We start from the raw sequence: 26,277 nt of genomic DNA, 5'->3' as shown, positions 1-26,277 counted from the left end.
CTCCTTTAATTATCTTTTTCAGCTTCTGAAACGATCGTTTTAATCGGTTCAAAGCTTGTGCGATGAATGGGTGTAACACCGTGCTTTTCTAAACCTTCTAAATGTTTAGCCGTTCCATAACCAGCATTTTGAGAAAAATCATAACCTGGAAATTCTTGATCATAGTTTGCCATGATTTTATCTCTGGTAACCTTAGCAATGATCGATGCTGCTGCAATGGATAGGGAATTCGCATCTCCTTTGATGATGGATGTCTGAGAAATCGGCAAATCCAACTTCATAGCATCAATCAAAAGATGTTCTGGTTGAGGGTCAAGCTGAGAGATAGCTTCTTTCATAGCTAGTTTAGTTGCTTCATAGATATTGACTTGATCAATGACTTGATTGTCCATAATGCCAATACCAATTGCTAGAGCATTGTCCTTAACGGCTTGGAAAATCTCCTCATGTTTTTTCTTTGGAATTTTTTTACTGTCATTCAAGCCTTTAATTTTACAATTTTTGGGAAGAATGACAGCTGCAGCCACCACTGGACCAGCTAGAGGACCACGTCCAACTTCATCTACACCAGCAATTAGGAATGTCCCTTTACTATACAGATCTTTTTCATAGCGAAGCATGCCTTCTAAGCGAAGATTTTCATCTATTTCTGCTTGGATGGCTTTTTTACGCTTTTGAATTTCCTTTTGTACACCAGCTCGTGGATCTTTTTCTAATTCTTTAAAGACTGAACTATCTAAGTCTATGATAGTTGTTAATTTTTCTTTTATTTCTTTAATCGTTGCCATTGAGATCATCCAATGTATCTAATGTGTAATTCCCCAGTTTACCATCACGAACCTCTTTGACAAAGAGATTGTAAAATCGATCATAATCATCACGGAAACCAAGGATACGAGTCATATCCATGATAATTTCAGGAGCCTCATCGTCCAGATTCATTTGTTTAAAACGTTCTTGAAGCTTTTCAGGATAATGCGTTTTAAAGTAATTGAGACCGAAAATCGTTACCTCATCCATAGGAAGTAACTGATCTTTGATCGCTCCTGTCAGTGCAAGTTTAAGGGCGACGGTTTCGTCTTCGAATTTTGGCCAAAGAATCCCTGGAGTATCCAAGATTTCAAGATCCTTATTTGTTTTGAGCCATTGCTGACCTTTTGTAACACCTGGTTTATTACCAACTACAGCAATTTTCTTACCAGCCAAACGGTTCATTAGCGTCGATTTACCAGCGTTTGGAATACCGATTATCATGGTACGCAAGGTTTCAATTTGAATCCCACGTTCCTTTTGACGAGCAATCTTATCTGCCATGAGTTTCTTAGCAGCATCTGTAACGACTTTAACTGTAATTTGCTCTTTAGAATTGATTGCCAGTGTTTGAATGCCTTGTGATTCAAAGTATTGACGCCACTCTTTTGTTAATGCTGGGTCTGCTAGGTCTGCCTTGTTCAAAATCAATAATCTTGGTTTATCTCCGATGATTTTAGTCAGCATCGGATTTTGACTAGACAAGGGCAAACGTGCATCGACTAAAACTGTTACAAAATCAACAAATTTTAAATTTTCCTGAACCTGACGACGCGCCTTAGACATGTGTCCAGGAAACCATTGAATAGTTGCCATTCTGTAAAATTCCTTTCTCTTATTGGATTTGTATCTATTTTTCTAGATTAAAAAATTAAATAGATATCCTTTTTCTAAAAATAAATCACTATCTTCTATTATAACATGATTTCTCGTATTTGACGCTTGATTCATTGTCGATTGTAAAATGTTTTCTAAGGAAATCAGTCACAAATGAAATTCCTCATTGTCTAAAACGATTGAAAAATAATAGTGTTCACCATGATTTTTTACATAGTTGCTGATATACTTTTCTGTTTGGAAAATGGATTTACTGCTATCAATAGTTGGATCTTGTTTCTCTTAATACGAATTTTCATAAGTATGTGTCTATTAGCCATTCTTGTAGCAAAAAATCCCCACTTAGTATAATTTGATTATTGGCTTTGAGATTATCAAGTAAGTCTGAGATTATTGAATAATCATAAGCATATGCGTCAATCCCTAAGTCACGTAAATCAATTCCTCTTTTATTTGTATTCTCAAAATTCTGCTTCATAAAGTTCATTTTTCAAGTTTTTCTTGATAAGCAAAATCGATAACCACTATACAGTCGTTATCGATTTTAATGAATTTTAATCTTTTTCACCAAGCTTGCTGTTAATTGACATCATGATGCTTGCAATTTTTTCTCCCCAGTATGGATCTGAAGCATAAAGGACATTCATACCTGATGATTTATTTCCTAGGTGTGTTCTCCCATTATCGATGTAATTTTCGCGAATCCACTTAGCTGCACCTAAGATACCCTTATCAACATCGTCAAAGCTTTTAGCTGAATCATATGGTGTTGTATCATAAGCAGCGATACCAAAGAAGTTATTTTTATCCTTAGCGATTTGGCTACGTCCCCATGAACTTTCAAGGGCGCTATGGGCGATTAGATAGAGAGCGTTGATTTGATAGCGTTCTTCAGCTTCTTTAAAGATTGCACCCTTACCTGCCAGACGACTTCCCTTGATATTCATAAGAGAATAGACTTTATCTAATTCTTCAGCTGTGTAATTGCTTGGTTTTCTTAAATCTCTAAATAAGAAAGGATTTTCAACTGTAAAGTCTTCAAAGTTCATACCATCAGCTGAATAGTATTTTTTGCCAATTGCCATTGATGAACTATGAGGTGCTACACGGATACTTGCGTATGGTGACAATTCGTGGTAGAGATAGTTACCATCAGTGGCATAGTGAGGAATAAAGTCACTATCAGAGCTGACCGCTACTAGATCACTCTTGTTCATATATCCTGAAAGACCTGAAATTTTGACTGGAAGTCGACCGTCTTTGGCTTCTGCTCCATCAATCGCTACAATACTTCCTTGCGAAATATAGCTGAGTTTCTCACCAGAAGCGCTATATACATTTGCTGTAATTGGTTTTACTTTATAGTATGCTGCTGTATCAGAAATCCATTTTCCATTGCTTTGGAACGTATAGTCTTTCCCGTTAATGGTGAAGTTACCAGTTACATAAGCTCCGTCTTCTTTTAGATAATACCAAGCATTGTAGTCCTTATCGAAAATCCATTCATTTTTGGCCATATAACCAAAAGGTTTGAGATAGTAAGAACCTACCCATTGATTTTCGGCATAGGTGCCGTCTGATTTGAGATAGAACCAGCTCTTGTATTTTTCATCGAAAATCCATTCGCTTTTGGCCATGGCCCCACTATCTTTTAGATAGTATTTCTCTTTCCATTGGCTACTTAACATGACACCGTCTTTATTAAAATAGTACCATGAACCGCTGATTTTCTCCCACTTGTCGCGAATAATTTTTCCTGATGCTGTAGTATAATACCACTTATCTTCGAGTTTTGCCCAGGCATTTTCCGCCATAGCTCCACTAGTCTTAAGAAGATAGTCTTTATAAATAGTAGCACTTAGCATGACACCAGATTCATCAAATCGATACCATAGGCCATCAATCTTTGCCCACTTGTCACGATTGATTTTTCCTTCTTGATTACCGTAGTACCATTTATCACCAATTTTTACCCAGCTATTTTCAGCTATGGCACCACTTGCTTTGAACAGATAATCATCGTAAACAGCATTGCTGATCATGATACCATTTTCATCGAATCGATACCAAACACCAGCTATCTTTTTCCAATTATTACGAGTAACTTTCCCGTCCTCAGTGGCATAGTACCATTGGTTGTCAATTTTTACCCAAGAAGATTCTGCCAAGGCACCGCTATTATTCAATAGGTAGTCATTAAAGATAGTATTACTAAGCATGATGCCATCTTGATTAAAATAGTACCAAACACCAGCTATTTTTTTCCAATTTGAAACTGGCTGATTATCCTCATAATAACGCCATTGGTTATTTTCTTTTTGCCAACCTTCTTTGTTAACTACCTCTACTACTGTTTCTTTTGAAGGTTGTTCTTTGGTTTCTGGAGTTTGAGAAGCTGCTTTTTCAGCTTCGCTTTGATTTTTCTTCTCATTGCTTACTGTATTGGTAGCAATCTTTTCTGATGATTGAACATTATTGGTAGCTTGAGAATCCTCGGCATAGACGGTCGTTTTTGCAAAACCCGCCATAGAAAGGGCAACTGTACTTGCCAGCAATATTTTTTTCATTCTTTTCTCCTTACAAATACCTAATTAGTGTATTTGACGTTTCTATATATTGTGTAAAAAACAGTATTTATCCACTATATTATACAATATTCTGTTAAATATAAAAGCAGTATCTTTCAGAAGAAAAGAACTTGTAATATTATTAAAATATTTTAGAAATAAAAGTTAATAAAAAGTAGTCGAACATCAGCTGAACGACTACTTTTTTATAAAATTATACCTGACCATAGACTTCTTTGCGATTTGTTTTAGTTGCTTTAGCAGAATTCTTCCAAAGATTTGGATTGATGAAAATAGTAACGATCGCTAGTATTGCAAAACCGATCCCAACATACCAGTAAGGTGCATCCAAGGTTGTAGAACGCCCTGAAAGATTGACAATCCCGCGGAAAAGTGTACCCGCTGTAATAATCGCTACTGCCGAATTCCATAGATTTAGACTAATACGAGAAAAATGAGGGAGAACCTTGAGAAAGATTGCTAGTAGAATTCCTCCAATAAGAGGTACTGCAAATAAATAGTGCATATGAACAGAAGTTTCTCCAAAACTAAAAGCTTCGTAAATTCTAGAAAATGCAAAGAAGAAAATAGTGATTAGTGTATAAGAAATGACCGTTTTTTTAAATCGTTTTTTTCTAAAATTAGTAACCAATGTAGACAATGTCACTCACCGCCCTTTCTGAAATTTTGTTTCCACCAGTCGTTGGTTTATTGATAACCTGACCGTTGAAGTAAAGTGTAGATGATCCACCACCATCAAGGTTGTAGGCTGTTTTTGCTCCATAAGATTTCATGACCTCAGCTAGCTGATAAAGAGATAGACCTTCACTTTCAGAGGTACGTCCATCTGAAACCACGATGATATAGTGGTTTTCATCAATAATACCAATAGCTGTACGAGGATTTGAAGCCATGGCCTGTCCTACTTCTGTATTGGTATCAACTGCAATCTCACCATTTTCGACCAAGGCTGGTCCAAAAGCCAAGAGATTGACGACACCGTCATTTACTAGTTGCTCAGCTGAGATCTGATCTTCGTAAATAACCTTGAAAGAGCCGTCTTTATAAATAGCTAAGTCCCCATTACTAGAATCTTCACGAACAGTATCACGATAAACAACTCCATTACGGATAACATAGCCTGTAGAGTTTGCACCATAGTAGTCCCCATTTACCGCTAAAATAGCATTGTTGTCAGCTGCTGTTACAGAGGTTTTTGCAGTTACGTTAGTTCCATAAGCATTTTGAGCAAAGGCAGTTTTCAGATAATCTGATGAGCTCAGCGTAATATCAGCAACGTAGACTTGGGTATTATTGACCGTCGTTTCAGACAAATTGACAGAAATATTGTCATCTTTATAACTAGAGTCAGTGACAGTAGCTGTTTTAGCAGCTTGACTTGCTGCTGCAGCATTGGAACTTGTACTAGTTGTGGCAACTGTCGAGATAGTTTCAGCGAGGACAAAGGTCTTTAGCATTGAGTAACTAAAGGATCCTGTCAAGAGTAGGCCAAGAACTGAGGCGTAAGCATAGCGTTTCTTTAAAAATTTCATAATACAGTTGATGTCCTTTCTTTAAAGATGAATTTCTTCTGAACTGTCCAAGAAACAGCGAAGAGAAGGATGCCGACGATAACTTTAGCAATCAGAAGGTTGATACCAAAGACTGTAAAGAAGAGACGAATCAGTAGCGTGTCTAAGATAAAGAGGACGACTGCTAGACCAAAGTATCCCATCCCTGTTTTCACAAGGCTATCGTCATTTTTAAAGACTAGTTTTTTATTTGTAGAATAGTTGAAAATAGAGCTAGTCACACGAGCGACTCCGTTTGCTAGAAAGATTCGTAGACTCGTCGGAACTGTCGGCAAAATCAAGATTGCTAGGGCGTAAACGACATAGTCTACAACAAAGCTACTGAGAGATGACAGGGCAAATTTAAAGATATTTTTATAAATCATGAGCCCGTCTTGGATTGGGCGGAAGTGTGAAGCCTCATTATCGTTGATATAGACAGTTTCAATAGGCACTTCTAGAATCTCGTATTCTTTTGTTGCCTCGAGCAACATATTCATTTCATATTCATAACGTTGGCCTTCTATTTTTAACATAAAAGGAATCAAGTTTGTCGTAAAAGCACGAAGGCCTGTCTGCGTATCTGTTACTCCTACTCCTGTTTGAAGCTTAAAGAGAGCTTTGGTTAAGCTGTTACCAAAACGGCTGCGAAGGGGAACTTTCCCAGAAAAGGCACGTACACCCAAGATTAGCTTGTTTGGATTTTCGGAAGCTTTATTAGCCGTGCGGAAAATATCCCATACCTTGTGCTGTCCATCCGCATCTGCTGTGACAACCGTACCATAAATGTTTTGTTCTTGGATATAAGTAAAGGCTGTTTTTAGAGCCTGCCCTTTACCTTGGTTCACTTGGTGACGAATGACAGTAGCAAATTGTTTTGCTTTATCAAAGATTTTTTGGCACTCTGATGAACTGCCGTCGTCTATGACTAAGATATGAAAATCACTCTTTTCGTGAATTTTCTCGATGAGTTTGATAAGTTTATTATCTGGTTGATAAGCTGGAATTACTATGTAGTTCATATCGATACCTCTTTCTTTGATGATGGTATAACTATACAGAACATCGCTTAAAAATACCTTATATCAGTTTTCTTTAAGAAAAAGTTTAAAAAACTTTAAGCTTTAAAAAGGACTTATCACTTAATAAGAAATTTAGTTTGAATTTTCAGATAAAAATAAATATACAAAAATCTAAAAAATTAAAGCCTATTTTGTATGGAGATTTACTATAGAAAAATAGTTGGCTACAGGCTACACTAAAAAGCCATCCAATTTGGATGGCTTTTTATAAAACTATCTACTTAACTCTCTGATTTTTTACTTATTTTGAAAAGTGAAATACCAAAGATTCCAGCTATAATAGCAAGAAGATTCATAGCTAATGGCGAATCAGAAGTACCTGTATTTGGTAACTGATCTTTTTTAGGAGCTACTTTTTGCTCAGAAGATTGAACTTTATCTTGTTGAATAGGTTTAGGAGCTGGTTCTGGATTTGGTTTTGGAGCTGGTTCTGGATTTGGTTTTGGAGCTGGCTCTGGATCTGGTTTTGGAGCTGGCTCTGGATCTGGTTTTGGAGCTGGTTCTGGATCTGGTTTAGGAGCTGGTTCTGGATTTGGTTTTGGAGCTGGTTCTTTCTCATACTCATAGATAACATGAGTTGTTCCTTCTTTTAGCTCACCTGTTTCTGGGGCAGAAGTTGAAGAAATTCCAACTAGATTGTATTTTTGACCATCTACAGTGATAGAAGACGGACGCTCATCTGTGTTCTCACCAGTATTATAGGTCACAAGTTTTCCATCAGATCCATAAATAGAAGTTAATGGTGTGTCTTTATAAGTTTTCTTAATAGATTGATTTGTTCCCTTAATAACATAATCCACCACTACATCTCCATAATGAAGCGTAGAAACATCCTGGTCAGCCATATCTTCAAATTCTGAAGCATAATATTTAACAGGACCGTATTTCAAATGAAAAATTTTGACATAATTAAAGAAGGTCTCAGGATTAATATTAACATCATGAGGAATAGTTTTCCAGTCACCGTTATTTGGTGTGATATGAGTATTTTGGTTTGAAACTGATCTAATTAGATGGCCATTCTGAACATAAGTATCATCTACTAAACTTGGATTACCTAGGGCGCCATAAGTTACTTCTCCGTTACTGTTTGCATAATACGGATGATAGAGAGAATATTCCTCTAAATGTTGACAACCTTCTTCATAAGAGCTGATTCCACCTTCTTGGCTACATTTCCATTGAAATCTAGCATCAATTGGTAAGTACTTAATCTTCTTAGCTTCTTCCAAAGGTACAGTTACTGACATATGAAAAGCTATTGATCTAAGTGTTTTTGAACTCACAGCATATACGTTAACAGTTCCATCACCTAAGTCATCATCTTCCATATTAACAATAGCTGGTTTCTTTCCAGTTGCTAGTTCTTCCGCAGTTGGAATAACTGATGAATTTGAGTTTAAATTAGATTCAGGATTAGGATCTGCAATAATCTCATCTCTAGTAATTTCTTTCATTGGAACATTAACAGATACTGGATTTTCATTAGCATCACGTGTTCCAATCAAAGTGAAATCGGCCTTCGCACCTGCAATTTTAGGAATACGAACACGAATATCACGGACTGTTTGGCCTCTATCACTTGAGTGCATTCCTTTAAAGGCTACAGTGTAATTATAGACTACACTTTTACCATCTTCACTAAAATGTGCTGGAAGTCCTTCTACATTGACATAACCGCCTTCGTCAATGATATTGCTACCATCTGGTTCGCAACTAGCGCCTGGGGCTGAGCCTGTTGAAGTCCCAGGAGAGCAGGTTGAATCTTCTTTCCCGCCAGTTGTAGCTTCTCTATTAGTTGAGATTTCTTCAGCTTTAAGTGAGGAAGTATTGGCATCCTCTGCGTCTGATTTTGATGAAGTATCACTAGTAGTGTCCGCTTCAACCCTATTGTCTCCTAAAGACGTGTTCTCAGCATCACTTGAATTAGTAATACCTAGTGTCACTGAAGCTTTTGCTGGTTCGCTATTAGTTTCATCAGCTTGAACTATTGACTGTGAAACCAAGTTTAGAGCAAAAACAGACATTGTGATAATGCCAAATTTAGTGAGTTTTTTCATATACTTTTTCTCCTTATATGAAAGGGGATAATGCATAAGCAAAATCCGATAGTTTGATAATGTGTTCACATATAGTATACAATGTAAACGCTTAATTCGCAAACATTTATCTAATAAATTTAGGAAAGTTACATATTTTTTAAAAAAAGGAGAAAGATTGTTAAATATTGCATCATAAAGTACATAAAAAATCGAATTAATACTCCTCTATTCTATTTTCTCTCTCAATCTTTCAACAAAGAGATAGGCCGCGGGACAGGTTAGGGTATTTTTAATAGTAAGATTATTGATTTGGTAAATCTTCTTACGGTCAGTATGTGGAAATTCTCTACAAGCCTTGGGACGGACATCGTAGATGGAACAGAGATTATCGCCTCCTAGAAATGGACAGGGCATAGATTTGAAGACCTTATCTCCATCCTCGTCTACCTGCAAAAACTCAGCTTCAAAGGCTGGCAATTTCATTTTAAAATACTTGGCAATACGTGTGATATCTGCTTCTTTAAAGTCTGGACCAAGACTCTTGCAGCAGTTAGCGCAGGCTGTACAATCAATTTCTTCAAAAACCTCTTGATGGATTTCAAGCGCAATTTTATCTAAATTTTTAGGAGCTTTCTTCTTTAGATTTCCTAAAAACTTACGATGCTCTTTTTGTTTTTGCAAGGCTAGTTGGTGATAATATTCGATATCGATTTCTTTTGACATAGTTTCTTTCTAATTTTTAATGTTGATACAAACATTTTTATTTTATACATAAATAAAAATATGTAAAATGATTTAGAGACATAATTTTAACAATAATGAGTCTATCCATTCAGGACGAAAACTACCGCTATACTATCATTCTTTCTAAAAAAGGTTTGATGCAGTTGGTTAAAATGCCTTCTATCCAAGATTTTTGTGCGGACGATAGATTCTCCGCATCTAAACATTCCTTTAGAAAATCACGTACCTGATCAGGTGCTATTTCAAATTCAAAAGCCTTCATTTTGTAGAAAAAGTCAAACAAAGTGTTAGAGAGGTAGTCAGTTGAAAATGGAATTTCTCCGGTTTTTCGATACATGATTAGAAGTCGAGAAAAACGAGCTTTTTCTTCGGGTATATCCTTAAAATACGAGTTAACCAACCAAACTTGCTTTTGTTTTCTTTCAAGAGGATCTTGACTAGCAATGCGTTGATCCTTTTCGAGTTCTCTTTGGTACTGTTTTGATTTTATAGAACGTTCTGTCCGATTTTTACCGAAGAGAATCTTTTCCCACTGGCGTTCCTCTAGAGTCAGTGTTTCGCTCAGTCCAAAGTAATCCTGATAGGCACGTTCAGCTGGTCCCATTGCTAGAACCAGGTTATCCGCATATTGTTTAGCAATCTTGTCTCGCTTCTTTCGCTCCTTTTCAGCCTTGATGCGAAGTTCCTGCTCATAGTCAATTTTTTCTTTTCCTAGTTTAACAAGATAGAGCTGATCGTCAGATTTTCCAAGTAGAAAGGGTTTGATAAATTTTTCAAGTACTTCCTCCATACGAGCTTTCTTCAAAGGCTCTGCCTTACTCCAACTTCCACCTTGAAAAACTTCCAAAAAGAGTTGATAATCCTTTTCTGGTGAAAATTGATTACCTCGATTTGACTTAAAAGCTCCCTTTTCCCATAGCCAGTTGATTAGTCGCTCATCAAAATCCGTTTTATTAACTCGAATGGCTTCTTTTTTCTGGGCCTTTCTGGTTAGATTTTCAAGCTTTCTGAGAAGTTTTTCCTCCTCTTCTAGCTGTTGATCTAGGCTTATTCTTTGGAAATGACGCACACAGTCACTCCCAATGGGAAAAAGTCGTTTGCCAGTAACTCCGTTAAAAAGTTCATAAGCATACTTAATAGCATTACCGCAGACACAATTGCTTCGACCGATTCCATTAAAAATCAAGGAAACTTCACTCCACTCTTTGGTAGCTTGTTCCCAAGTATCAGCTTTAGAGGCCTCTAAAACTGCATCATATAAGTTTTTTCTAACAGGAATGGACATGATGTCTCCTTTCTTTTTAAAGTTTAACGACTTCTACCATATCTTTACCAAGTAAAGTCAAATATTTCTCAACGGTTTCTATCTGATAGGAACGAGATAGAGCCTCTGCATAGAGTTCTAATTGACCACGATAACGTTCAATAAGCTGACTAGCATGCTCATAACGGTCTGTCTTGTAGTCAAAGAGAGCAATCTTATCATCGTAGAGGAGATAACCATCTAAGATTCCACGGACAACAAAGTTTTCTTGGCTCTTCTCGTCTCTTTTTAACATTGAGAAAGGTTGTTCTCGATAGAGTTTATCTTGATTTGCAAGAATTTCTTGACCGAGAGCTGTATCAAAGAAGGATAAAATTTTTCCTAGATTGATTTTGGATTTGACAGCTGAACTTACTTGAACTTGCTCCAAGGCCTCTGTTAAAGTCTCTAAAGTGGGTTTCTTAGCTAGATTAATTCTCTGCATGAGTTCATGGGTAGCACTACCAATCTCAGCACCAGTAACTTTCTTAGTTTTAGAGAAATCAGGAAGCTTGAATTGAACCGTACTTTCTTTTAGTTGACTTTGACCAGCAACTACGACTCCTTCCATATCCATGACTGGTTCATAAAACTTCTTAATCTGACTTGGGGTTTGTACACTTGGAAGATTGATTGCTGCATGGTGGATTTGGTTATACACTTCCACTTCTTTTAGCATTTCCAACGCATCTTTGATGGTTTCTGACTGGCGATTATCTGCTTGGGATTGGTCTTGGAGCTGGCTTTTATTTTCCAATTCTCCGATAGCTTCTTTGGTTAGGTCTTCTTCACCTTCAAAGCGCACAGTGAAATGCAAATCCTCCTTAGAAAATGCTTGATAAATGGCCCAAATCCAATCTTGGAAATTAGTAGCGTCTAGTCTAGTTTCTCGAGTCAAAAGACCTTGCCCATTTGTCGGATATTCTTTGGCTTCTAACTTTTCACGAGAACCTTTTCCAACTAAATATAATTTTTTCTCAGCACGTGTCATGGCTACATAAAGCAAACGCATGAGTTCAGAATAACTTGCTAACTGAAGTTCTTCTTCGTTTTGCGTATAGGTCAAGCTAGGGATAGATAATTTAATCGTAGATGGAACGTATTCCTCTTTGGCATTTGTAGCAACTTTAGCAACATACTTGAGACCAAGGCCATTTCTTCGACTTAGGATGACCTCAGACATGGAATCTTGCTTGTTGAATTGCTGATCAATGTTAAGGATAAAGACATAAGGAAACTCAAGGCCCTTACTTTTATGAATACTCATAAGTTCTACAGCATCCTTAGGTGGTGCCACAGCGACATTAGCAAGATCATGCTGGGCTTCCAAGACTTGGTCAATCATTCCAATAAAGCGAGATAATCCCTTGAAATTACTCTTTTCAAACTGATCTGCTCTTAAAGCAAGGGCATAGAGATTTGCCTGTCTAGCTTGACCATTTGGCAAAGCACCGACATAGTCATAGTAAAAGCGGTCGCTATAGATTTTCCAAATGAGATCATAAAGTGAGTGCGTTTTAGAATACAAACGCCAAGCCTGGACAGTTTCCATGAAGAAGTTTAGTTTCTTTTGTAATTCAGCTTTGATTAAATCCTTTTGAAGACCAATTTTCTTCTGAGCATTAACTAGTTTCTCATAAAAGTTTTCTTGAACCTCATCCTCGGATTTTTGGAGAGCAAGACGAGCTAATTCATCCTCGTCAAAGTTAAACATTGGAGACTTCATTAAAGCCACTAAAGCGAAATCTTGAAGAGGGTTGTGGATGACACGAAGAGTATCCAACATAACCTGGACTTCTAGGGATTGCAAATAGTTTGATTGTGCGCCATCTGTCTTAACTGGAATACCATACTCAGACAAGGCAAGTAGGACCTGGTCATTGCGACTTCTGCTAGCAGTTAAGAGAGCCATATCCTTGAAAGAGACACCCTTATCATTATGAAGGCGAATTATCTCCTTAAGCACCATGCGCATTTCACCAGTTAATTTGTTGGTTGCAAGTTCCTCCTCATCATCAGTATCGCTATCATCATCCTTATCGTACAAGAGAACTTCTGCCTTGTTTTCAGGATTTAATTGAATATCAGTATTTCCAAAAACAAGTTGATGCATACCATCGTATGAAATTTCCCCAACTTCCTCGTCCATAAGATGCTTAAAGACATCATTCGTAGCATCTAGAACTTCTGAACTACTACGGAAATTTTCCTTAAGCAGAATTAACTGACCTTCTTCACTTTCCTGAGCAAATCTATGAAATTTTTCGTTGAAGATCTGTGGGTCGGCCTGTCTAAAACGATAAATAGACTGCTTAATATCTCCTACCATAAAACGATTATGACCGTTTGAGAGGAGTTCCAGCATTCTCTCCTGGATGTGGTTGGTATCCTGATATTCATCGACCATGACTTCGTGGAAGCGTTCCTGATACTCTTGTCTAACCTGTGGGAAGTTTTCTAAAATCTCAATGGTATAGTGGCTAATATCAGCAAATTCGAAGGCATTTTCTTCACGTTTACGTTGTCGATAGGCATCAACAAAATCACTCATGAAGACTTGGAAAATCTTTGCCAAGTCCCAGGATTCTTGATGATAATCTTCTTGGAATTTCAATAAAGTGATTTGATCATTGAGTGCAATCAGCTTTTCAAATTTTGCTTTTCTCTCTTGGTTGTAGGTTTCTTTCAAGTCTTGCAGTTCGGCCTTACGACTGGCATTTGTAAGAGCACGACCTCCCTTATCCTTAGAGATACTAACAACTTGGTCTAAAACTTCTAGATATTCCTCAAAAGTAGATTCATGGCTTAAAGAACCAATCTCATCAAGAACTTGTTGTACAGATTCTAAATAAGCTGCTTTGCTAAATTCCTTGGCATCATTATCCAAATGATAATGGAAAAAGCTTTCTAAATCCCAAAGTCTTTCTTTTATATCCTCTGCAAGGGTTTCTTTAGCAACCGTAAAATCAGCCTTTTCAAAGCCTTTTAGAAAGGAATTTTCTAGCCAAGCATGAGGATTGCTAGTGGATTGCAAAAAGTCATAAATCATATAGACCTGTTTACGCAAACCACGCGCATCCTTGCTTCTACCTGCAAAGTTTTTGACTAGCTGACTAAACTTGCCTTGTTCTTTGCCTTGGTAGTGATGTTCAAAAACTTGTCGAAAAACCTCATTTTTTAAGAGAAGCTGCTCACTTTCATTCTGAAGAATGCGAAAATTTGGAGAGAGGTCAAGGAGATAACCATGCTTGGTCAGAAATTTCTGGGTAAAAGAGTCCATGGTCCCAATCGCAGCATTGGGTAAATCAGCTAATTGTCTACCAAGGTGTTTTTTTAGTTCCAAATCTTGTGTCTCTTGGATTTGTTGGCTGATTTTCTTTTCCAAGCGTTCTTTTAACTCGGTAGCTGCCTTGACTGTAAAGGTTGAGATAAAGAGTTGGCGAATCTCAACACCACGCGCTAGTTGGTCAAGAATTCGTTCAGCCATGACAAAAGTTTTTCCCGAACCAGCTGAAGCTGAAACCAAAATATTTTGACCAGAGCTATAAATAGCTTGAATTTGTTCAGCTGTTTTCTTTGGTTTCTTGTTAGACTGAGCTTCTGCTACTTGCAAGGCTGCAATCTCTTCTTGGGTTAAAAATTTCATCGCTCCAACTCCTCTCTGATTTTATTAAACCAAGCTTCCTTGGAATTGCTCTTGGCAACTTTCTCTAAAAATCTCGCCTGACCTAGATGGTAATTGGCTTCGAAACCTGTAATAGCTTGATATTGTTGAACATAGGGTGCAATGCTTCTACCGTTTTCTGTATAAGGGTTGATCGCAAATTCACCAGATAAAATCTTCTCTGCCGCTTTTTTGTAGAGAAGGGCATTATAATCCAACAATAACTGGAATTCCTCATCAGACAACTGATAAGTCTTGTTTTTATTGTAAAACTCTCCAAGGTTTTTTATCTCTTTCTCAAGAAAGAGTCCTTGATACTTCATGCTCTTATTCGCTTCTGCTACAGCCTTTGAAAGAGTTTTATTGGCTTGTAGAGATTGAATCGGTTCAGTCATCTCTAAATACATGGCACCAAAGAAGTCTCTATTCCCTTCTTTTTTAAGTGCAGCAAGATAAGTCGGTAATTGCGAATTAAGACCGTTATAAAAGAGAGGAAACTTGAACTGAGTCAAAGAAGACTTATAATCTACAACACCGATAGCTCCATCTGATTTTAGACGGTCAATTCGGTCAACCTTCCCACGAACATAGACATTACGACCATTATCTAGCTGAATAAAGGCTTGGTCCTTGCCACCAAAGACAGCTTCTTCCTGAATCGTTTCAACATCCTCATTATGTCGAAGAATATGTCCAGTAGCGCGTGCTACATCCAAAAGAACTTCCTTAGTAAATTGAGCCTCCAAACTTTCCTGATAAATAGCTTGAAACTCACGTTCTTGACTGGTTTCAGAGATAGCTTGTTCTAAACGACGATCAAAAGATTCGTTACTCGGAAGTTTCATAGCTCGTTCAAAGATACGATGCAAGAAGTTACCATGACTTCGTGCATCAGGACGCAAACGCAATTCTTCCTGCAAACCTAATACATAACGAAGGTAATAACTGTATTCATTACGGTAAAACTCCGTTAGTCCAGAAGTAGATAGATAGAAATCTTGTTCCTGCGGATATAAAGCTTCCAGTGTATCATTAGCTAAAGCCTTGCTTTTCGGACTTGTCGGTAGGACAGGATTTTCCAAACCTTTGTCTTCCAACTTTTTCCCCATCACACGAGCCAGAACTTTTACAAAAGTTAAGTCTTGGTCGCTTATCTCACTCTCACCTTGCTGATGATAGGCAACCAGACTAGACAAAAGGCTGTGATAAGAACCAATGTCATCTTTCGATAGATTTTTTCGGTCAATTCTCTTTTCAATCTTGCTAAAACCAAAGTCCTGCAATTCTTTCAGATAAACTGACTCTTTACTCTCATTTTCATTGAGTAAACTTGGTGCCGATAAGATCAATTGCTTCCTAGCAGAGTTGACCAAAGAAAGCATGGTATAGCGGTTCTTCTTAAGGTTTTCTTGACTTGCAATCAGTAATTGAGAACCTTCTTGAGTTGCTTGGTTTAGCACTTCTCTTTCTTCATCGCTCAACAAACTGGTGTTTTGAGCAATTTTTGGCAAGTGATCTTGAGTTAAGCCAAGTGCATAGATGTAATCAGATGTCAAAGGTGCAATCAAATCATAACTTTGAACCAGGACAGTATCTACTGTTGCTGGGATTGTACGATAATTGGACAAGCTCATACCTGAATGAAGAAGTGCCAAGAAATCATCTAAAGTGACCTGGGAACCTTCAAACACGGTTGCAAATTGCTCCATTACATGGCAAAAGGCCTTCCAGACCTCCTCTTGCCTTTCTTGCTCTGCTACTTCCATCGTTGCAGATAAGGTTTGTAACTGCTTGGTCAAATGAGCTTCCTTCAAAAAGTTGTTCCATTTTGCAAGAATATTTTCAGCTTTTTGCTTACGACTAGATAATAAAGTTTCTAGTGGATTTAGAACACGAACACGAAGCTTATTTAATTTTTCTAAATCAAATTTCCCATGATGATTTTTTGTAAATTCTTGTTTAAAACTAGAAAGACCATCAATACCTAGATAACGAAGATATTGTTCAAAGGCGTCAATTTCCTCTTGGTTAAGGTCAGTATACAAGCCAGTGCGTAAGAGATTAATCAAATCTTCTTGACGGAAATTGTATCGTTTGAGACGTCCCACAGATTCTACAAATTGAGTCAAAGGATGATGAGCCATGGACTCACTCTTCCCAAGATAAAATGGAATCTGATACTGATTAAATATTGTCTGCAGAGACAGTTTATAAGACTCTACATCTCCGAGTAAGATACGAAAATTCTTGTAGCTAAGTTTTGGCTCTTGGTGCAATTTCTGACGAATACTTCGAGCAACTAACTCCAACTCTTCTTTTTGTGTCAGACAAGACCAGATTTGCAAGTCCTTTCTATCTTCGTCATTCACGTCTAAATCAATTTCGGAATAATCATAAGCACTTTCCAGTAATTTTGAGGCTTTGGCAAAGGCATCAAGATTTTCATGTTCTTGACATGCATTCTCTGCCTTGGTCTGATATTTAAAGGCCAAATATCTCAAAAACTCAACACTGGCTTGATAGAGATTCCCTTCAGTAAACAGACTTGTATAAGCCTTTTTAGTCGCATACACACCAATGACAATCTCAACACCCTTACGGTGCAACAAATCCACTAGGTGTTCTTCTTCTGAAGAGAAACGAGTAAAACCATCAATAACTAAGGCAATCTGGCTAAAATCACTACTTACCTTGTTTTCTTCGATAGCATTGATCAGATAGGTTAATGGACTCCCTTGCGAAACTTGACCTTGATTCAGATAAGCTGTTACCTTTTCAAAAATCAAGAGTAAATCAGAACGTTTATCAGCATCAGATAGACTTTCTAAATCCAAAAAGCTCATCTTCGCAGTTGTCATTTCATGATAAATCTCAATCAGTTGTTGGATGAATTGCGGATCTTGCTTAATAGCCCCGTAAACACGCAAATCCTTAGCGTCTATCTCAGACAAACATTTATAAAAAACCATACCCAGACCAATATCATCGAGACTTGACTTCGCGGGTATATCGTTTAAAACCAGATAACGAGCCATCTGAGCAAAGCGCGTGACTGTGATCGCAAAAGAAGCCTGCTGACTCAAGCACTCCAGCACGGCACGTTCCTTTTCAAAAGAAAGAGAGTTAGGAGCTATGTAAAAGACTCGTTTGCCTTGGGCAACCAGTCCTTGAGCCTCCTTGGTCAGGATTTCTGTCAAAGAAGTCCGAATATCGGTATAAAGTAGTTTCATCTCTGCCTCGTTTGATTTTTTCATTACCTTTCATTATACCATTTTTTGACTGCTAATCCTATAAATAGAAAGTTCTTAAACTACTGATAAAAAGTAAAATGCCAGAAATTTCCGGCATTGATCGATAAGCACTAACTTCATGAAAATACAAGCATCCATAAATCCCAAAATGCAGTCATGTTAATCAAGATATGGAGCAAAATGGGATAATAGAGAGAATGAGTTTTTCGGTAGAGGAATGCACAAATTGCTCCTCCACTTGCATAGGTGAAAAAGGCGAGTGGTGTTAAACCTGAGCTGACATGCACATAGCCAAAGACACAGGCTGATAGCAAAACATCTCCATACCAAGGTGAATCTTTTAAAAATGTATTCATAAGAACTCCTCGGTAAACCAATTCTTCTGAAATTGGTCCTAGCAGACAAGTAATAAGCAAAAAATATAGTAACTCTTGTCTCCCTGTCATCTCAATCAATTCATTTAAAGCGATTTGATTGGACGTTGCTGGGGTAAAAAAAGAAAACACAATATCTGAAAGATAACTGACTACATAAGCAAGAAGCAAATAAACTAGATATCTCCATTTCCACTTCAACTCAAGAATTTTCCTACCTTCGAATACTAGTAAATAAAGAATAGCTAGAAAAGTAACGCTAAACTCTAAAAAAGCAAGAATTTGAAAAAATTCTCTACTAGCAGGTACAAGCCTACCTGCAAAATGATTAAAAATCCACCAAAACCAAGTCTTCCTATAAATGATTACCAATAAGGCTAGTAAGATCTGTACTGTTTTTCTTTTCATGATAAACCCTCTGCTTTTTTATCCACTATCAGTATGTTGCGAGTTTAGTATAGCATATATTTGCCAAAAAGCTTCTTCAAATCATGAATTGTAATTGAAACGTCCTAAATTGACATAGTAATCCTTATTTCATCCAAAATATGCTATAATATAGACAAAATACGTGAAAAGGAACTACTATGATTAAATTACTTGCTCTTGATATGGATGGAACTCTGCTCAACGAAGCCAAGGAAATTCCTCAGGCTCATATTGATGCCATTCATAAGGCTATAGACAAAGGCGTCAAACTGGTTCTCTGTACTGGTCGTCCTCTCTTTGGGGTTCTTCCCTACTACAAGAAACTAGGACTAGATTTGCAGAATGAATACGTTATTGTCAACAATGGTTGTTCTACCCACCAAACTAGTGATTGGGGCCTTGTTGACTGGAGAGAACTTAGCAAATCAGACATTGAATACCTGAATGAACTTGCAGAAAAAAGTGAGGTTCAATTGACTCTCTTTGACGAGGAACACTACTTCGTTCTCGGAGGCGAACCAAATCCTATCGTAAAATACGATGCGACACTCGTCTTTTCTGACCTGACTGAAATTTCACTAGAGGAAGCTACCAGTGGTAAATATCGCATGTTCCAGGGTATGTTCTTAGGTACAAAAGAACAAACAGATGATTTTGAACAACGATTTGCTGATGAACTTTGTCAGAGATTTAGCGGAGTTCGTTCACAACCAGTTATCTATGAAGCAATGCCACTCGGTACAACTAAGGCTTCTGCACTTTCTCGTTTGGCTGAGATTTTGGATATCCAACCTTCTGAAATCATGGCAATGGGTGATGCCAATAACGACATTGAGATGCTAGAGTTTGCTGGTCTTGGGATTGCCATGGGAAATGCTAGCGACTATGTCAAATCTCTCGCGGATGCCGTAACTGTCAGCAATGAAGAAGACGGTGTTGCACGCGCTATTGAGAAATATATTTTGTAGAAAATAAGCCCAGTCAACTAGTATTTCTAGCCAATTGGGCTTTTTATTTTTTAGAAACTTAAAAACTTTAGAAACACTTTAGAAATGCTTGACGATTCTTTGATATCTATGCTTTATACTAGAATTATAAAAATAAAACATCTTAAAGGTTAAAGGAGAAAACTATGAAAACAGTCCTCGAAATCCATGGCTTGTCCAAACAATTTGGCAAACAACCCATTCTACAAGATCTTAATCTCTCAGTGAAAGAAGGAGATATCTATGGACTTATCGGAAAGAATGGTGCTGGTAAAACCACTCTGATTAAAATTATTACTCAATTATTATCTGCTGATCATGGAACCATTTCCCTCTTTTCCAGTCAAGGTTATAAGGAATGCACAAAAGCACTATCTCGAGTAGGTTCAGTCATTGAATCTCCAGTAGCTCATAATCATTTAACGGCCTATAAAAATCTTAAATATTATTGTACTATTCGACATATCCCAAATGCTGATCAAGTCATTCAGGAAACGTTAAAGTATGTAGGGTTAACAGATACAGGTAGAAAAGTTTTTCGAGATTTCTCTCTTGGGATGAAACAACGTCTAGGCATTGCTATTGCTCTTCTATCAAAACCAGACTTTCTCATCCTTGATGAACCCATCAATGGTCTCGACCCAATCGGTATCAAAGAGTTTCGTCAAATGATTCAACGTCTGAATCAAGAGAAAGGAATGACCATTCTCATCTCTAGTCATATCTTGTCAGAACTTTATCTTGTTGCCAATCGCTTTGGAATTCTGGACCAAGGAAAAATCATTCGAGAAATCAGTAAGGCCGAATTTGAGACACTCAATGAAGACTATATTGTTCTGAAAACAAGTGAAAAAGAAAAAGCTAGTCAAATCTTAAAAGACAAAGTGAAACTTGAATTTAAAGTTGTTAATTCAGATAATGAGATTCATATTTTTAGTCATGAACAAGATGTCAAACGAATTCTCAAAGAACTTACTCTAGCAGATGTCGCTGTTGATGAGATTTACTATGCTCGTCAAAATCTTGAAGAATACTTCACACAATTAGTAAAATAGGAGGAAGATCATGATTCATACAATTCAAGCAGACTTTTACCGTCTTTTCCGTTCCAAAGGTTTTTGGATTACAGAGATTGTTCTCTTTGCACTCATGTTAATGGGAGCTACTATTGGGGCTACAGGACATCTAATGTCAGTTAATACAACGCCCCCAGAATCAGAAATTCCAACCCAAGGTTGGAATGGTGTGCAAGCCCTGATTAACGCATCTAGTCAAGGTTCAAACCTTGTTTTTCTCTGTATTATCCTTGCTTGCCTCGTTCTGGGAGTTGACCTTATCGGAAAACTCTATAAAAACAGTTTGACAGTAGGGGTTTCTCGTACAGAATTCTTTCTAGCCAAATCTGTTGTATTAGCCAGTATCGCTCTAATGCAAATTCTTGTTAGCCTAGTTATTGCTTTCGTACCAGCAACTATCCTAAACGGAGTTGGAACGATGCCAGAAGGATTTATTGGCAATCTCCTTCTAACGATTGGTCTTCAATTTCTCTGCCTTCTTGCTTGGCTATCCATTATTTCCTTCATTCTCTATGTGACTCATTCTTATCTGGCTGTTTTCATTGGCTATTTAATCAGTTCTATCTTACTTTCAACGCCGATGCTTATCTTTCCAGATGTTGAGATTTTACGCTATTTATCCTTAAATGTTGCCTATGCCATGACTGCCTATAGTCAAGCTGTTCTATACACCATTGTCGTTACAGTAACTATTATTCTATTCTTTACCATTAGTGGACTTGCTGTTTTCAAAAAGAAAAGCTTATAAAAATGACCTCCTCTGTTCAAACAGAGGAGGTTGCTTGTTTTAAAAGAGTATCTTAACTGTAAACCAAGCACCATCAGTACTTAGTTGTAGTTCTGCACCAAGTAGATGGGATAATTCTTCTGTGATATAAAGACCTAAACCTGATGATTCTTCAGTATCTGAGAGGTTTTCAGAGTAAAATCGTTGACTGAGATTTTCAATTTTACGAATGGGTTGTTTGACCAGATTTGAAATTTCCAAACAAATGTGATTATCCACTTCCTTCAAAGAAAATCTCGCTTCATCCTTACCATGTTTTAGAACATTGCCAATAAGATTTTGTAACAAACGCTCTAATAAATCTGAATCTGTCAGTAAATACAAACCAGGTTCTACTTGCAAATCAAGGTCAATCTTTGCCGTCTGAAAAGAATCATAATAGGTCAGTAATTTTTGCGTCATAAATGTCGAAACTTCTAACTCAGATAAGTCAGGTTGAACTGCTCCTTCCATTAACCGACGATAATCCAAAAGAGCCTCTAGCCGTTTTGAAACTTGATTGAGATGATGAGCAATTTTTTTCAAGCTCACAGACTCAGGATTTTCTGTTTTAAGCAATTGCTGAGTATAACCCGACGCAATCGTTAAAGGCGTCCGAATATCATGGGCAATATTGCTAATAGCCATGTCTAAAGTCTGCTTCTCACGCTTCATAATCAAACGTGACTGCTCAACTTCTTGAAAGAGATGATTGATTTGCTGGTAAAGATGTAAAAAATCCTTGGAGAAAGTTGACACTCCGATTCTCTTCATACTTCCAGTATGAATCTTGTCTTCAACTTGTTGGCTCAAGTTTACGAGTGCTAGATGATAGCGAATCAACCCTATCGTCAATAGGATAATAACCAGCAATAGCAAAGAAAGTAAAATATAGATCATTGCTCATCTCCTTTTAACCGAACACCAACTCCCCAGATAGTTTCAATATACTCTTGCTCTGGATCCAGTTGGCCTAATTTTTTACGGAGATTACTTAAATGAGTGTTGAGAGTATTGTCGCCTGGTAAATAAGTATCCTCCCAGACTAATTCATAGAGTTCTTCTTTCGTGAAAATTTTCTTAGGATGTCCCAACAAGGTTTGGAAAATCAAGCATTCTTTCTTAGCTAGGCGAATAGTTTCCTGGCAATTTTTGATTTCAAAACTATCTGCATCAAATTGAATATTTTTTAACTGTTGAATCAACTTGTCTGGATGTTCGATTTCAGCTGGTTTCTTGTCACTATTTTGACGTAATTGAACCGTAACCCTGGCAAAAACTTCATCCAAATCAAAAGGCTTTACGATATAATCATTAGCGCCATCTAAGAGATATTGGCTGATGAGCTTTTTATCGCTTAGGGCAGTTAGCATAATGACAGGTACTGAACTAGCTTGTCTAATAGTTTTTAAAACCTGATCACCATTTTTTCCCGGAAGCATAATATCTAGCAAGATTAGATCAATGCCACCTTGCTCAAATCGAATCATCCCTTCGGTACCAGAAAAAGCTTGAATCACCTCATGTTCCTCAGAAAGAAGAGTTTTCAAAATTTCTTGAATCTCATTATTATCTTCAATGATAAGTATTCTAGCCATAAACACCAACCTTTCTAATAGTATTATATCATGTTTTTTTAGGAATTTCGGATAAAGAAAAACTCTCCCTCATAACTAGATACGAAGAAGAGTTTACTTTATGTTTTAGAATAAAGCTGTCAAAGCGGTGATAAGTCCAAAAACGATACCAGGTGCATTAGCTGCTGCCAAAGGGATATCTCGTTCTTTTTTAAAGAGACCGTAGTAAACCCAAAGACTGCAGTTAAGTGCAGCTACTGCCGGTTGGATAAAATTCCCTTTTTGACCCGCAAGATTGTTCATAATTTGTGGAATATAAGAGACATACATCATTACAGACATAAAGGTTGCAATCCAACCCAGTGTTTTCATTTGTTTTTCAGACATTTTCTTCTCCTTTCAAAAACAATTTCCATTATACACTTTTTTTAAAAATAATGAAGTTTAAAAAGCTATTTGTTAAAAACTTGTAAATTATCACAAGATTGTGATAAGAGAATTCGTAAAAATGGCGGTGGGACAGAAATCGATAGACAATGTCTCGATTTCGTAGTCCCAGCCCCGCGAGGATGATATTAGGAGCTTTTTGGAGTCTAAAAGACGAACAAAAGGTTCAATCAGCTACCGCGTCAAAGTTTGATTGCTAATAAAAAGTGAGGTCGGAATCTTTTGTCCCAACCTCACTCTTATTCGTTTAGAAAACTTACTTCTTCTCAATCGGTGCTACACTGGCTAAAAGTTTTTTAAGGCCAACTTCTGGGAAATTGATTTTCAATTCCTGAGTAGATCCACTTCCTGAAACTTCTAGAACAGTTCCTTCGCCCCACTTCTTATGAAGGGCAATATCACCAATAGACCAGCTGGTTTCACTTGAAGTTGATTTTGATCCAGTAGCAAATTGTCCAAAAGGTAGTCCTTTTGATTCAATTGATCTTGGTGCTGCGTTGCGTTTGCGATCTTGTAGAGCTTGAGCTAGGCTCATGCCTTGACCAAAGGCGACACCACCACTGCTATAATATGCTTTGAAGCTACTATTAGCTGGACGCGCCAAACCTTGATAAGTTAGCAAATCTGAACTAATCTCATTGATAAAGCGTGTTGGGCGATTATAGTTCGTTCGACCAAACAGCAAGCGTGAGTTAGCATTAGTCAAATAGAGAATTTTCTCTGCGCGCGTGATACCGACATAGGCTAGACGGCGTTCTTCTTCCAATTCATCCATGTCTTCTGCTGCACGACTAAGTGGAAAGACATTTTCTTCCATCCCAATCAGGAATACAACTGGAAACTCCAGTCCCTTGGCAGCATGGAGCGTCATCAAGGTTACTTCTGATGTTTCCTGACTGCCAGAGTCTGTATCTGCAATCAAGGCCAAGTCATTGAGGAATCGACTGAGTTTATCCAGTCCAGTTTCTTCTTCTTGATTATCTGGATTATCATCGAAATTCTTGGTGACAGAAAGGAACTCCTCGATATTTTCAACCCGAGCCTTGCTTTCCAAAGTCGCTTGGGCATTGAGAATATCCACGTAGCCTGTCTTTTCCAAGACTGCTTCTACTAACTCAGTAATGCTTAATTGGTCCAGTTGCTCCCGCAAATCAAGAATCATATTGGCAAAATCCCAGATAGACTGGGCTGCCTTACCTTTAATTCCTGATAACATGATGTTAGCTGAAGCATCAAGCATCGACATATTTTGTAGGTTGGCAAAGTCACGGATTTTCTCTACTGTTCCTGGTCCAATGCCACGTTTTGGTTCATTGATAATCCGCTCAAAACTAATATTATCACTCAAATTGGCAATGAGATTCAGATAAGCGATAATATCACGGATTTCCTTACGGCTATAGAACTTAGTTCCACCGACCATAGTATAAGGAATATTAGACTTAAGCAAAGCTTCTTCAATAGTACGAGATTGGGCATTGGTACGGTAAAGAACTGCAAAGTCCTTGTGGAGGAAGTTTTGGCTTCGACCAAGTTCATCGATGGTTTTGGCTACAAAGACAGCCTCGTCTTGTTCATCATTAGCACGATAGTAGACAATCTGTTCCCCATCAGTATTTTGAGTCCAGAGATTCTTAGGACGACGATTTTTATTGTTTTTGATAACGTCATTAGCAGCTTGGAGGATGGTCTTGGTTGAGCGGTAATTTTCCTCCAATAAAACAACCTTGGCTTGAGGATAATCCTTCTCAAAATCCAAGATATTCTGCATATCAGCACCACGCCAACCGTAGATAGACTGGTCAGCATCCCCTACTACGCAGATATTTTGGAAACGAGAAGCCAAGAGTTTAACGAGTTGATACTGGGCGTGGTTAGTATCTTGATACTCATCAACGTGGATATACTGGAACTTCTGTTGGTAATAAGTCAAAACATCGGGATTTTGATCAAAGAGACGCAGAGTCAACATAATCAAGTCATCAAAGTCCACCGACTCTGACTGACGAAGTTCTTTCTGATAGGCCGTATAACACTTAGCTACAATTTGCGTGTACATATCTCCTGCCTGGGCAGCATAAGCAACATCGTCAATCAGATCATTCTTAGCATTGGAGATGGTTCCCAAAATAGTGCGTTCATTCCATTTTTTAGGATCCAAGTTCAACTGCTTGAGAATGCGTTTCATGAGCGTTCGCTGTTCTCCAGGATCCACAATCGTGAAATTGCGATTATAGCCAATGTGGTCCGCATCGCGTCGTAGGATACGCACGCACATAGAGTGGAAGGTCGCAATCAAACAATCCTGAGTAGCTGGATTGAGTCCATAAGCACGCTCCTTCATTTCACGTGCAGCCTTATTGGTAAAGGTAATCGCTAAGATATTCCATGGATTGACCATCTTTTCATCAATTAAGTAGGCAATACGGTGGGTTAAAACACGAGTCTTACCAGAACCCGCCCCCGCCATGATCAGCAAGGGTCCTTCTGTGGTTTGAACGGCCTCGGATTGACGGTCATTCATCCCCTTTAATAATTCGTTCATTTTCTCTTCCTTATTCTTCAAGTCAATGTTTCTATTATATCAAAAAAGTTTGAAAATAACTTTTCTTAGAACTCTTCTGATTATTTTAGTTGGCAAGACAAGAAGAGGCTGGGACAAAAGTCCTAGCCTCTCAATTCTCTTTTGATTGTCGAGCAAGACGCAGTGGTTGAGTGGGCTCTACTACGCTGATTTCATCAGCTTTTACA

19 protein-coding genes are annotated in these 26,277 nt (G+C 37.7%); 3 read left to right on the top strand and 16 right to left on the bottom strand.

Translation table 11 applies throughout. The features are described 5' to 3' along the window. Nucleotides 1-5: 5 nt before the first annotated feature. The 12 genes from ADH81_RS02655 to ADH81_RS02595 all read right to left on the bottom strand — a co-directional run bounded on the left by ADH81_RS02655 (nt 6) and on the right by ADH81_RS02595 (nt 18,653). A complete protein-coding gene (locus ADH81_RS02655; protein ID WP_049526315.1) occupies nt 6-788 on the bottom strand; it encodes a ribonuclease HII in 783 nt (260 codons plus the stop codon). After that, nucleotides 775-1,626, bottom strand: a complete 852-nt coding sequence (gene ylqF, locus ADH81_RS02650; RefSeq protein WP_049526313.1) for a ribosome biogenesis GTPase YlqF — start codon at nt 1,624-1,626, stop codon at nt 775-777. The genes ADH81_RS02655 and ylqF overlap by 14 nt, the downstream gene beginning before the upstream one ends. Nucleotides 1,627-2,201: 575 nt before the next feature. After that, the gene (locus tag ADH81_RS02640; RefSeq protein ID WP_049526310.1) at nt 2,202-4,214 is read right to left on the bottom strand and encodes a glucosaminidase domain-containing protein; all 2,013 of its coding nucleotides are present in this window, start codon (nt 4,212-4,214) and stop codon (nt 2,202-2,204) included. A 214-nt stretch (nt 4,215-4,428) separates the two neighbouring features. Further along, a complete protein-coding gene (locus tag ADH81_RS02635) occupies nt 4,429-4,875 on the bottom strand; it encodes a hypothetical protein (protein ID WP_049526358.1) in 447 nt (148 codons plus the stop codon). After that, nucleotides 4,856-5,767: a phosphodiester glycosidase family protein gene (locus tag ADH81_RS02630; protein ID WP_049526308.1), complete on the bottom strand. Its 912-nt coding sequence runs from the start codon at nt 5,765-5,767 to the stop codon at nt 4,856-4,858. The genes ADH81_RS02635 and ADH81_RS02630 overlap by 20 nt, the downstream gene beginning before the upstream one ends. Next, nucleotides 5,764-6,813, bottom strand: a complete 1,050-nt coding sequence (locus tag ADH81_RS02625) for a bifunctional glycosyltransferase family 2/GtrA family protein (protein ID WP_152904372.1) — start codon at nt 6,811-6,813, stop codon at nt 5,764-5,766. Before ADH81_RS02625 ends, ADH81_RS02630 begins: the two co-directional genes overlap by 4 nt. 275 nt (nt 6,814-7,088) lie before the next feature. Further along, nucleotides 7,089-8,927, bottom strand: a complete 1,839-nt coding sequence (locus tag ADH81_RS02620; RefSeq protein WP_049526304.1) for a peptidase — start codon at nt 8,925-8,927, stop codon at nt 7,089-7,091. Between the two features lie 207 nt (nt 8,928-9,134). Beyond that, nucleotides 9,135-9,632 carry a YkgJ family cysteine cluster protein gene (locus ADH81_RS02615; protein ID WP_049526302.1) on the bottom strand — a complete coding sequence of 166 codons (498 nt, stop codon included), beginning with the start codon at nt 9,630-9,632 and terminating at the stop codon, nt 9,135-9,137. Between the two features lie 127 nt (nt 9,633-9,759). Next, a complete protein-coding gene (locus ADH81_RS02610; protein WP_049526300.1) occupies nt 9,760-10,938 on the bottom strand; it encodes a hypothetical protein in 1,179 nt (392 codons plus the stop codon). Nucleotides 10,939-10,954: 16 nt separating this feature from the next. Next, the gene (gene addA, locus ADH81_RS02605) at nt 10,955-14,602 is read right to left on the bottom strand and encodes a helicase-exonuclease AddAB subunit AddA (RefSeq protein ID WP_049526298.1); all 3,648 of its coding nucleotides are present in this window, start codon (nt 14,600-14,602) and stop codon (nt 10,955-10,957) included. Continuing rightward, nucleotides 14,599-17,850: an ATP-dependent nuclease subunit B gene (gene rexB, locus ADH81_RS02600; RefSeq protein ID WP_049526357.1), complete on the bottom strand. Its 3,252-nt coding sequence runs from the start codon at nt 17,848-17,850 to the stop codon at nt 14,599-14,601. Before rexB ends, addA begins: the two co-directional genes overlap by 4 nt. A gap of 137 nt (nt 17,851-17,987) precedes the next feature. Then, on the bottom strand, nt 17,988-18,653 hold the full coding sequence (locus ADH81_RS02595) for a CPBP family intramembrane glutamic endopeptidase (RefSeq protein WP_049526297.1): 666 nt from the start codon (nt 18,651-18,653) through the stop codon (nt 17,988-17,990). Between the two features lie 179 nt (nt 18,654-18,832). Here ADH81_RS02595 and ADH81_RS02590 point away from each other — a divergent pair, with 179 nt between their 5' ends. The 3 genes from ADH81_RS02590 to ADH81_RS02580 all read left to right on the top strand — a co-directional run bounded on the left by ADH81_RS02590 (nt 18,833) and on the right by ADH81_RS02580 (nt 21,484). Beyond that, nucleotides 18,833-19,642 (top strand): Cof-type HAD-IIB family hydrolase, encoded by an 810-nt coding sequence (locus tag ADH81_RS02590; RefSeq protein ID WP_049526295.1) that lies wholly within the window; start codon nt 18,833-18,835, stop codon nt 19,640-19,642. 164 nt (nt 19,643-19,806) lie between these two features. Continuing rightward, the gene (locus tag ADH81_RS02585) at nt 19,807-20,715 is read left to right on the top strand and encodes an ATP-binding cassette domain-containing protein (RefSeq protein ID WP_049526292.1); all 909 of its coding nucleotides are present in this window, start codon (nt 19,807-19,809) and stop codon (nt 20,713-20,715) included. Between the two features lie 10 nt (nt 20,716-20,725). Further along, a complete protein-coding gene (locus tag ADH81_RS02580; protein ID WP_049526291.1) occupies nt 20,726-21,484 on the top strand; it encodes an ABC transporter permease in 759 nt (252 codons plus the stop codon). Between the two features lie 39 nt (nt 21,485-21,523). Here ADH81_RS02580 and ADH81_RS02575 read toward each other — a convergent pair whose 3' ends face one another. From ADH81_RS02575 to pcrA, 4 genes are all read right to left on the bottom strand, one after another. Then, nucleotides 21,524-22,402, bottom strand: coding sequence for a sensor histidine kinase (locus ADH81_RS02575; RefSeq protein ID WP_049526289.1), 879 nt, complete (start codon nt 22,400-22,402; stop codon nt 21,524-21,526). Next, nucleotides 22,399-23,100 carry a response regulator transcription factor gene (locus ADH81_RS02570; RefSeq protein ID WP_049526288.1) on the bottom strand — a complete coding sequence of 234 codons (702 nt, stop codon included), beginning with the start codon at nt 23,098-23,100 and terminating at the stop codon, nt 22,399-22,401. Before ADH81_RS02570 ends, ADH81_RS02575 begins: the two co-directional genes overlap by 4 nt. Before the next feature lie 105 nt (nt 23,101-23,205). Continuing rightward, nucleotides 23,206-23,466 carry a SemiSWEET family transporter gene (locus ADH81_RS02565; RefSeq protein ID WP_049526286.1) on the bottom strand — a complete coding sequence of 87 codons (261 nt, stop codon included), beginning with the start codon at nt 23,464-23,466 and terminating at the stop codon, nt 23,206-23,208. Between the two features lie 316 nt (nt 23,467-23,782). Next, nucleotides 23,783-26,071, bottom strand: coding sequence for a DNA helicase PcrA (gene pcrA / locus ADH81_RS02560; RefSeq protein ID WP_049526284.1), 2,289 nt, complete (start codon nt 26,069-26,071; stop codon nt 23,783-23,785). Nucleotides 26,072-26,277 lie beyond the last annotated feature (206 nt).

The organism is Streptococcus pseudopneumoniae (assembly GCF_001072925.1).
GTDB classification, from domain to species: domain Bacteria; phylum Bacillota; class Bacilli; order Lactobacillales; family Streptococcaceae; genus Streptococcus; species Streptococcus pseudopneumoniae_Q.
This window is presented reverse-complemented; position numbering and strand designations above follow the sequence as displayed.

Bases quoted from the DNA above. Each gene is read 5' to 3' on its own strand.
- ADH81_RS02655 (WP_049526315.1), bottom strand. From the start codon at position 788: ATGGCAACGATTAAAGAAATAAAAGAAAAATTAACAACTATCATAGAC.
- ylqF (WP_049526313.1), bottom strand. From the start codon at position 1,626: ATGGCAACTATTCAATGGTTTCCTGGACACATGTCTAAGGCGCGTCGT.
- ADH81_RS02640 (WP_049526310.1), bottom strand. From the start codon at position 4,214: ATGAAAAAAATATTGCTGGCAAGTACAGTTGCCCTTTCTATGGCGGGT.
- ADH81_RS02630 (WP_049526308.1), bottom strand. From the start codon at position 5,767: ATGAAATTTTTAAAGAAACGCTATGCTTACGCCTCAGTTCTTGGCCTA.
- ADH81_RS02620 (WP_049526304.1), bottom strand. From the start codon at position 8,927: ATGAAAAAACTCACTAAATTTGGCATTATCACAATGTCTGTTTTTGCT.
- ADH81_RS02615 (WP_049526302.1), bottom strand. From the start codon at position 9,632: ATGTCAAAAGAAATCGATATCGAATATTATCACCAACTAGCCTTGCAA.
- ADH81_RS02610 (WP_049526300.1), bottom strand. From the start codon at position 10,938: ATGTCCATTCCTGTTAGAAAAAACTTATATGATGCAGTTTTAGAGGCC.
- addA (WP_049526298.1), bottom strand. From the start codon at position 14,602: ATGAAATTTTTAACCCAAGAAGAGATTGCAGCCTTGCAAGTAGCAGAA.
- rexB (WP_049526357.1), bottom strand. From the start codon at position 17,850: ATGAAACTACTTTATACCGATATTCGGACTTCTTTGACAGAAATCCTG.
- ADH81_RS02595 (WP_049526297.1), bottom strand. From the start codon at position 18,653: ATGAAAAGAAAAACAGTACAGATCTTACTAGCCTTATTGGTAATCATT.
- ADH81_RS02590 (WP_049526295.1), top strand. From the start codon at position 18,833: ATGATTAAATTACTTGCTCTTGATATGGATGGAACTCTGCTCAACGAA.
- ADH81_RS02585 (WP_049526292.1), top strand. From the start codon at position 19,807: ATGAAAACAGTCCTCGAAATCCATGGCTTGTCCAAACAATTTGGCAAA.
- ADH81_RS02580 (WP_049526291.1), top strand. From the start codon at position 20,726: ATGATTCATACAATTCAAGCAGACTTTTACCGTCTTTTCCGTTCCAAA.
- ADH81_RS02575 (WP_049526289.1), bottom strand. From the start codon at position 22,402: ATGATCTATATTTTACTTTCTTTGCTATTGCTGGTTATTATCCTATTG.
- ADH81_RS02570 (WP_049526288.1), bottom strand. From the start codon at position 23,100: ATGGCTAGAATACTTATCATTGAAGATAATAATGAGATTCAAGAAATT.
- ADH81_RS02565 (WP_049526286.1), bottom strand. From the start codon at position 23,466: ATGTCTGAAAAACAAATGAAAACACTGGGTTGGATTGCAACCTTTATG.
- pcrA (WP_049526284.1), bottom strand. From the start codon at position 26,071: ATGAACGAATTATTAAAGGGGATGAATGACCGTCAATCCGAGGCCGTT.